Annotated in this window: 7 protein-coding genes and 1 tRNA gene; 7 read left to right on the top strand and 1 reads right to left on the bottom strand. The window is 70.2% G+C overall.

The features are described 5' to 3' along the window. Positions 1–102: 102 nt before the first annotated feature. Both VGE49_RS09425 and VGE49_RS09430 read left to right on the top strand, forming a co-directional pair. Positions 103–1,989, top strand: coding sequence for a M20/M25/M40 family metallo-hydrolase (locus VGE49_RS09425; RefSeq protein ID WP_331034303.1), 1,887 nt, complete (start codon positions 103–105; stop codon positions 1,987–1,989). A 46-nt stretch (positions 1,990–2,035) separates the two neighbouring features. Next, complete coding sequence (locus VGE49_RS09430) at positions 2,036–3,058, top strand: NAD-dependent epimerase (protein ID WP_331034304.1); 1,023 nt, start codon at positions 2,036–2,038, stop codon at positions 3,056–3,058. A 53-nt stretch (positions 3,059–3,111) separates the two neighbouring features. On the opposite strand, the gene VGE49_RS09435 is transcribed toward VGE49_RS09430, so the two are convergent. Further along, a tRNA-Ala gene (locus VGE49_RS09435) sits at positions 3,112–3,187 on the bottom strand. 122 nt (positions 3,188–3,309) lie between these two features. On the opposite strand from VGE49_RS09435, the gene VGE49_RS09440 reads away from it, so the two are divergent. From VGE49_RS09440 to VGE49_RS09460, 5 genes are all read left to right on the top strand, one after another. Further along, a complete protein-coding gene (locus tag VGE49_RS09440) occupies positions 3,310–3,639 on the top strand; it encodes a YggT family protein (RefSeq protein ID WP_331034305.1) in 330 nt (109 codons plus the stop codon). Between the two features lie 132 nt (positions 3,640–3,771). Continuing rightward, a complete protein-coding gene (locus tag VGE49_RS09445) occupies positions 3,772–4,650 on the top strand; it encodes a 3-hydroxybutyryl-CoA dehydrogenase (RefSeq protein WP_331034306.1) in 879 nt (292 codons plus the stop codon). Continuing rightward, positions 4,650–5,210, top strand: a complete 561-nt coding sequence (locus tag VGE49_RS09450; RefSeq protein ID WP_331034307.1) for a hypothetical protein — start codon at positions 4,650–4,652, stop codon at positions 5,208–5,210. The genes VGE49_RS09445 and VGE49_RS09450 overlap by 1 nt, the downstream gene beginning before the upstream one ends. A gap of 76 nt (positions 5,211–5,286) precedes the next feature. Further along, positions 5,287–6,525 carry a DUF418 domain-containing protein gene (locus tag VGE49_RS09455; RefSeq protein ID WP_331034308.1) on the top strand — a complete coding sequence of 413 codons (1,239 nt, stop codon included), beginning with the start codon at positions 5,287–5,289 and terminating at the stop codon, positions 6,523–6,525. 55 nt (positions 6,526–6,580) lie between these two features. After that, a partial coding sequence (locus tag VGE49_RS09460) for an ATP phosphoribosyltransferase regulatory subunit (protein WP_331034309.1) occupies positions 6,581–6,877 on the top strand: 297 nt, incomplete at its 3' end.

Raw genomic sequence — 6,877 nt, forward strand, 5'->3', positions numbered from 1 at the left:
GAGGCCATCCGAGGGCGGCGGCGGGGAGACCCGTCGCCGCCCTCTTGCCATCCGGGGCGCTCTGGCCCCCTACTGCCTCCCGGATCGGGGAGGATCTTTCAAATGCGGCTGGCCCTGCTGTTCGGATCGCTGACGCTCGCCTTCCTGCTGGCGGTCTGGACTACCCAGGTCCCCAGGCCCCGCCCCGCCGACGCCCCGGTCGCCGCCTTCTCGGCCGCGCGGGCCATGACCGACATCGAACAGATCGCCCGCGCCCCGCATCCCGTCGGCTCGCCCGAGCACGCCCGCGTCCGCGCCTATCTGACCGCCCGCATGACCCAGCTGGGCCTGTCGCCGCAGCAACAGGCCGGCCCCCTGTCGCCCGGCTCAATCCAGCGATTGAAGAAGGCCGGCGGCGATCCCGACGCGGCGGATAATCAGGCGATCAACCTGATCGGCGTCCTGCCCGGAGAAGACCGCAGCCAACCCGCCGTCATGCTGATGGCCCACTACGACACCGTGGTCGGCTCGCCCGGCGCGGCTGACGATTCCACCGGGGTCGGCGCCGTGCTGGAGGCCGTGCGCGCCATCAAGGCGCGCGGGCCCGTTGCACGCGACCTCGTCGTCCTGCTGACCGACGCCGAGGAGCTGAACCTGGACGGCGCCCGCATCTTTTTCGGCGGGCACCCCTTGCGCGACCGCATCGGCGCCGTGGTCAACCTGGAGGCGCGCGGGGGCGGCGGCCGCGCCGCCATGTTCGAGACCGGGCGCGAGAACGGCCCCACCATCGACCTGTTCCGGCGCGCCGCCGCCCGCGCCGACGGCGGGACCACCTCCACCTCGCTCGCCGTCTTCATGTACGAGCGCATGCCCAACGGCACCGACTTCACCATCCCCAGGGATCGCGGCGTCGGCGGGCTGAACCTCGCCTTCATCGGTCGCCCGGCCCAGTATCATTCGCCCGACGCTGTCCCCGCCAACCTCGACCAGGGCGGGCTGCAGCATATCGGCTCGCAGGCCCTGGAATCCGCCGACGCCCTGCTGCGCGCGCCCGCCCTGCCCGCCAAGGGACCGAACGCCGTCTATGCCGACGTCTTCGGCCGCTGGATGCTCAGCCATTCGGCGGCGACGGGCTGGGGCCTGCTGGGCCTGACCGCCCTGTTCGGCGGTTTCGCCGCCTGGCGCGCCCGCCGCGCGACCGGCCTGACCGCCGCTCAGGTGGGGCGCGGGATACTGGACGGCCTGTGGTTCCTGACCGCCGGGCTGGTGCTGGCCCAAGCCGTGCGCCTGCTGGCCGGACCGATGTCCAGCCGCGCCGCCTCGTCCGAGACCTACTACGTCCTGCTGCGCCGCCTGCCGTGGATGGAGGCGGGCGCGGTCCTGACCGTTCTGGCCCTGGCCTTGCTGTTTCTGACCGGCGCGCGCCTCACAAGGCCGCGCACGACAGCCGGGACCGTAGCCGTCCTGACCCTTCTGGTCCTGCTGATCGGCGGTTTCAGCCCGATCATGCTGGGCGCGGGCGTCGCCGCCGCCGCCCTGTCGCTGTGGCCGATCAAGACCCCGACCTCGACCTGGGGCGGCTGGCTGGGCCTGATCGCCCTTGTCTTCCTGCTCGGCTGCATGACGCAGGCCGCCGCGCCCGAGGCCGCCCTGCTGTTCCTCTGGCCCGCCCTGCTGGCGGCGACCGCGGCGGCACTCGCCGCTCTGGTCGCCCCCGACCTGACGCGCCCCGCCGGCCTGATCCCGCCCGCCGTCACCGGCGTCCTGGGCGGCGCCTGGCTGATGGGGATCGGCCATTTCATCTTCCTCGGCATCGGCATGGATCTGCCCGGCGCCCTGGCCATGATCGGCCTGCTGGCCCTGCTGTATCTGCGTCCGCTCAGCCCGACGCTCGGCGCGACCCGTCCGGTGCTGATCGGGGCGGCCGCCTGCCTGATCCTGGCCTGCGGCCTCAACCTCGCCGCCCGCTTCGCCGAGCCGACCCCCGCCACAGCCGAGGCCCTGCCCTGACCGGCGCCCGCTGGCGAAAATCCGTCCGAACGTCTATCGCAGCCCCATGTCCACAGATCCCGTCCTCGTCACCGGCTCCGCCGGCTTCATCGGCTTCCACACCGCGCGGCGGCTGCTGGAGCGCGGCGAGACGGTCATCGGCCTGGACAACCTCAACGCCTATTACGACCCGGCGCTGAAGCAGGCCCGCCTGGCCCTGCTGCAAGAACATCCGAACTATCGCCATCACACCCTGGACCTGGCCGACCGGGCCGGCGTCGCCGCCCTGTTCGCCAAGCATCAACCGCGCCGCGTCGTCCACCTCGCCGCCCAGGCCGGGGTCCGCTACAGCCTCGAAGCGCCCGAGACCTATGTGGATTCCAACGTGGTCGGCTTCCTCAGCATCCTCGAGGGCTGCCGCGCGACGAAGGCCGCCAACCTCGTCTTCGCCTCGACCAGTTCGGTCTTCGGGGCCAACGCCGCCCTGCCCTTTTCGGTGCGCGACCCGGCCGACCACCCGCTGACCGTCTATGCGGCGACCAAGCTGGCCAATGAGGCCATGGCCCATTCCTACGCCCACCTGTTCGGCTTCCCGGCCACGGGGCTGCGCTTCTTCACCGTCTATGGGCCGTGGGGCCGCCCGGACATGGCCCTGTTCAAATTCACCCGCGCCATCCTCAAAGACGAGCCCATCGACGTCTACGGCGAAGGCAAGATGTCGCGCGACTTCACCTACGTCGACGACATCGTCACCGGCGTGGTCGCGGCCCTGGACCGCCCCGCCGCCATCGACCCGACCTGGGACGCCAAGGCCCCTAATCCCGCCACCAGCGGCGTCGCCCCCTGGCGCATCCTCAACCTGGGCGCCGGCCGCCCGGTCGCCCTGATGCGCTACATCGAGGTGCTGGAGGAAAAACTGGGCCGCAAGGCGAAGCTGAACCTCATGCCCATGCAGGACGGCGACGTGGCCAACACCGAAGCCGACGTGACCGACACCCTGGCCGCTCTCGACTACGCCCCCTCGACCCCGGTCGAAGACGGCGTCGGCCGCTTCGTCGACTGGTACTGCAACTTCTACCGCGAGAACTGAGCGCGCGCGCGTGCAGCCACCGTCGTCATGCTTCAGAATGTCTGGAAATGCCCTGGTGGAGCCGAGGGGAGTCGAACCCCTGACCTCGTCATTGCGAACGACGCGCTCTACCAACTGAGCTACGGCCCCGACCGACAGGCAGGCGCGGAGATAAGCGGCGCGGCGGGGGGGTGTCAACGGGTCGCGGAGGAATCCTTGGCGTTCCCGAAAGGCCCCGCTAGAAACGGGTCTGCATTCAAGGGAATTGGTTCATGGGCATCGGCGCCGGCGTCATCGGCTTCATCTTCTTCGTACTGGGGGCGCTGCTGCAGCTTCTGCTGTTCGCCATTATCGCCAATGCGATCCTCAGCTGGCTGTTCGCCTTCGACGTGATCAACTACCGCAACCGTTTCGTGGCCCAGGTGGCCGAGTTCCTGGATCGGTTCACCCGCCCGATCCTGGCGCCGCTGCAGCGCGTGATCCCGCCGCTGGGCGGCATCGACCTGACGCCCATCGTGGCCCTGCTGATCATCCAGGGCGTGCAGGGCTATCTGCTGCCGCCGCTGCATCTGGCGGCGTTGGGCCTGGCCGGCGGCTACTGAGGCGAAACGTTGAGGCGGAGACACGGGCGGTCAGGAATCTTAATCCCGCCCCATTCCGCCCCTTGCGCGCGGCGGGCGGGCTCCTAAGGTGCCCGCGACTGGTCCCGAGGGGACCGCAGATTGCGCGTATAGATGACCACGATCAGGACAGTCGCCATTATCGGCGCCGGGCAAATGGGTTCGGGCATCGCCCAGACGGTGGCGGCCGGCGGCTATGAGGTGCGGCTCTACGACCTGTCGGCCGAGCGCATTCCGCTGGCCCAGGGCGAGATCGCGGCCAGCCTGGCGCGCCGCGCCGCGCGCGGCCTGACGACCCAGGCCGAGGCCGACGCCGCCCTGGCGCGCATCCGCCCCGTCGCATCGCTCGCCGAGGCGGCCCAGGCCGATCTGGTGATCGAAGCGGCGTCAGAGGACGAAGCGGTCAAGAAGTCGGTCTTCGTCGACCTTCTGCCCCACCTGGGCCCCGACACCCTTCTGGCGTCGAACACCTCGTCCATCTCGATCACCCGTCTGGCTTCGGTCAGCGACCGGCCCGACCGCTTCATCGGCCTGCACTTCATGAAGCCGGCGCCGACGATGAAGCTGGTCGAGATCGTGCGCGGCATCGCCACCTCGGCCGCCACCTACGAGGCCGCCGTCGCCTTCGCCGAGAGCCTGGGCAAGATCACCACCGAGTCCGAGGACTTCCCCGCCTTCATCGTCAACCGCATCCTGGTGCCGATGATGAACGAGGCCATCTATGTCCTCTATGAAGGGGTCGGCAACGTCGCCTCGATCGACAAGGCGCTGAAGCTGGGCGCCAACCACCCGATGGGCCCGCTGGAGCTGGCCGACTTCATGGGTCTGGACGTGGTCCTGGCCATCATGAACGTGCTGTACGACGGCCTGGCCGACAGCAAGTACCGCCCCTGCCCCCTGCTGGTGAAATATGTCGAGGCCGGCTGGCTGGGCAAGAAGAGCGGGCGCGGCTTCTACGACTATTCCGGCGCCGCGCCGGTCCCGACCCGCTGATGCGCCTCGACCGGATCGAGGACCTGCCGGGTCTGAAGCGCGTCGCGCCCCGCCGCACGACCAGGGCCTTCGTCCTGGCCGCCCTGGCCGCCGCCGCCTGGCCGCCGCTGATCCTCACCCTGGCCGTCTGGCCGCCCGAGAACTGGGCGTCGGGCGTCGATACGGACTGGCGGCTGGTCCTGCTGGTGGTCGGCATGGCCGCCGCGCCGATCGGCCTGTGGCTGATGCACCGCAGCCACGCCGACACCGGCCGCCCCTCGACCCGTCTGGGCGTGGTTTGCCGTTTCATGGTGTTCGGCGGTCTGCTGGCGGCCGCCGTGCAGACCTTGATCGCCCTGATCATGTCCCTGCTGTCGCTGATCGCCTCGCAAAGCCTGGTTCAGGGCCTGGGCGCGCTGGAGACCACCTTGCTGATCTTCGGCGTCGCCGGTCTGCCGCTGGCGGTGCTGGTGGGCGTCAGCTACGCCCTGTGGGCCGGGCTGTGCGCCGCCTTCATCGCCTTCGCGCCCGCCCCCGTGGTCAAGGACCGCATGGGCCTGATGCAGAACGGCCCGCGCTGACCTTACCGCGATTTAAGGCGCCCCGACCGGCCCAAGGCCGTATGAGCAGACCGCTCGTTTGGGGAGAGCCGACGCCGTGACCGACCAGACCAGCCTTCAGCCCGTGGCCGCCGCAGCCCGCATCCAGACGCTGGACGTCCTGCGCGGCGTGGCCGTCCTCGGCATCCTGGCGGTCAACGCCGCCGCCTTCGCCCTGCCGATGTCGGCGGCCATGGCGCCGGACCAGTCGCCCTTCCCCCTGATCGGGTCCTCGGCCGTCGCCCTCTGGGTCGTCGAGGTCTTCTTCCATCAGAAATTCATCACCCTGTTCTCCCTGCTGTTCGGCGTGTCGATCTTTCTGGTCGGCGGCGAGCGCGGGGATGAGGCGCGCGGGCGGGTGCTGCGTCGCCGCCTGCTGTGGCTGGCCCTGTTCGGCCTGATCCACGGCGCGGCCTTCTGGTACGGCGACATCCTGCTGCTCTACGCCTGGTCCGGCCTGTTCGTCATGCTGATGCGCTCCATGTCGGCCCGCTCCCTGATCCTGTTCGGCGCGGCCGCCACCCTGGGGCTGGCCACGCTTCAGGCCGCGACCATGTGGCTGACGGTCAACGGCCCCGCCGCCCTGGTCGCGGCTCTGAGCGACGAGTCCATGAGCCTGACCGAAGGCGCCGTCGCCGCCAGCCTCGCCGCCTATCGCGGCGGCTGGCCCGGCGCCCTGATCGAAAACCTCAAGGCCTGGGGCGTCCTGCAGAGCGCCAGCCTGTTCGGCTACGTCTTCACCACCATCCCGCTGATGATGCTGGGCCTGGGCCTGTTCAAGGCCGGCTTCTTCCACGGCCGCATGCCCACCCGGCTGTATCTGGCCCTGATCGCCGTCGGCGGAACGGTTCTGGCCCTGCTGGGGGTGCTGGAATGGCGCGAGATCATGGCCGGGCCAGCTATCGAAGGAATGGGCGTCGAGGCGACGGGCGGCTGGGCCGAGGTCGTGGCCGCCTATCCGATCTTCATCACCCTGGCCTACGCCAGCGGCCTGATCCTGCTGACCACGCGCGGTCTGGGGATGATGCGCAGGATCTTCGCTCCGGTCGGTCAGATGGCCTTCACCAACTACCTGACCCAGACCCTGATCATGAGCAGCCTCTTCTACATGCCCTGGGGGCCGCGTCTGATGGGACAGGTCGACTATCCGGGCCAGTGGGGCATTGTCGTCGCCGTCTGGGCCCTGCAGCTGGTCTGGTCGCCGCTGTGGCTGAGCCGCTTCCGCATGGGGCCGCTGGAGTGGCTGTGGCGCCGCCTGAGCTATGGTCACGACCTGCCCTTGCGCCGCGCCGACTGAGGCCGAGGCTCGGGCGCAAGTTGCAGCCGGTCCGCCGATGGCTTAATCGCCCGGCATGACCGACGAAGCCCCCATCCGCCCCGAAGCCCGCGCCCCCCGGGGCTTCGCCGACCGTCGCGGCCGCGACCTGACCGCCGAGCGCCGCATCGTGGCGCGCGTGTCCGAGGTCTATGAGCGCTGGGGCTTCGAGCCGCTGGAAACCCCGGCCTTCGAATACGCCGACGCCCTGGGCAAGTTCCTGCCCGACGCCGACCGCCCCAACGAGGGCGTCTTCGCCCTGCAGGACGACGCCGGGTCGGACGAGCCGGGCGAGTGGATGGCCCTGCGCTATGACCACACCGCGCCCCTGGCC

This window comes from Brevundimonas sp. (genome assembly GCF_036405315.1).
Taxonomy (GTDB): Bacteria; Pseudomonadota; Alphaproteobacteria; order Caulobacterales; family Caulobacteraceae; genus Brevundimonas.

Bases quoted from the DNA above. Each gene is read 5' to 3' on its own strand.
- VGE49_RS09425 (WP_331034303.1), top strand. From the start codon at position 103: ATGCGGCTGGCCCTGCTGTTCGGATCGCTGACGCTCGCCTTCCTGCTG.
- VGE49_RS09430 (WP_331034304.1), top strand. From the start codon at position 2,036: ATGTCCACAGATCCCGTCCTCGTCACCGGCTCCGCCGGCTTCATCGGC.
- VGE49_RS09440 (WP_331034305.1), top strand. From the start codon at position 3,310: ATGGGCATCGGCGCCGGCGTCATCGGCTTCATCTTCTTCGTACTGGGG.
- VGE49_RS09445 (WP_331034306.1), top strand. From the start codon at position 3,772: ATGACCACGATCAGGACAGTCGCCATTATCGGCGCCGGGCAAATGGGT.
- VGE49_RS09450 (WP_331034307.1), top strand. From the start codon at position 4,650: ATGCGCCTCGACCGGATCGAGGACCTGCCGGGTCTGAAGCGCGTCGCG.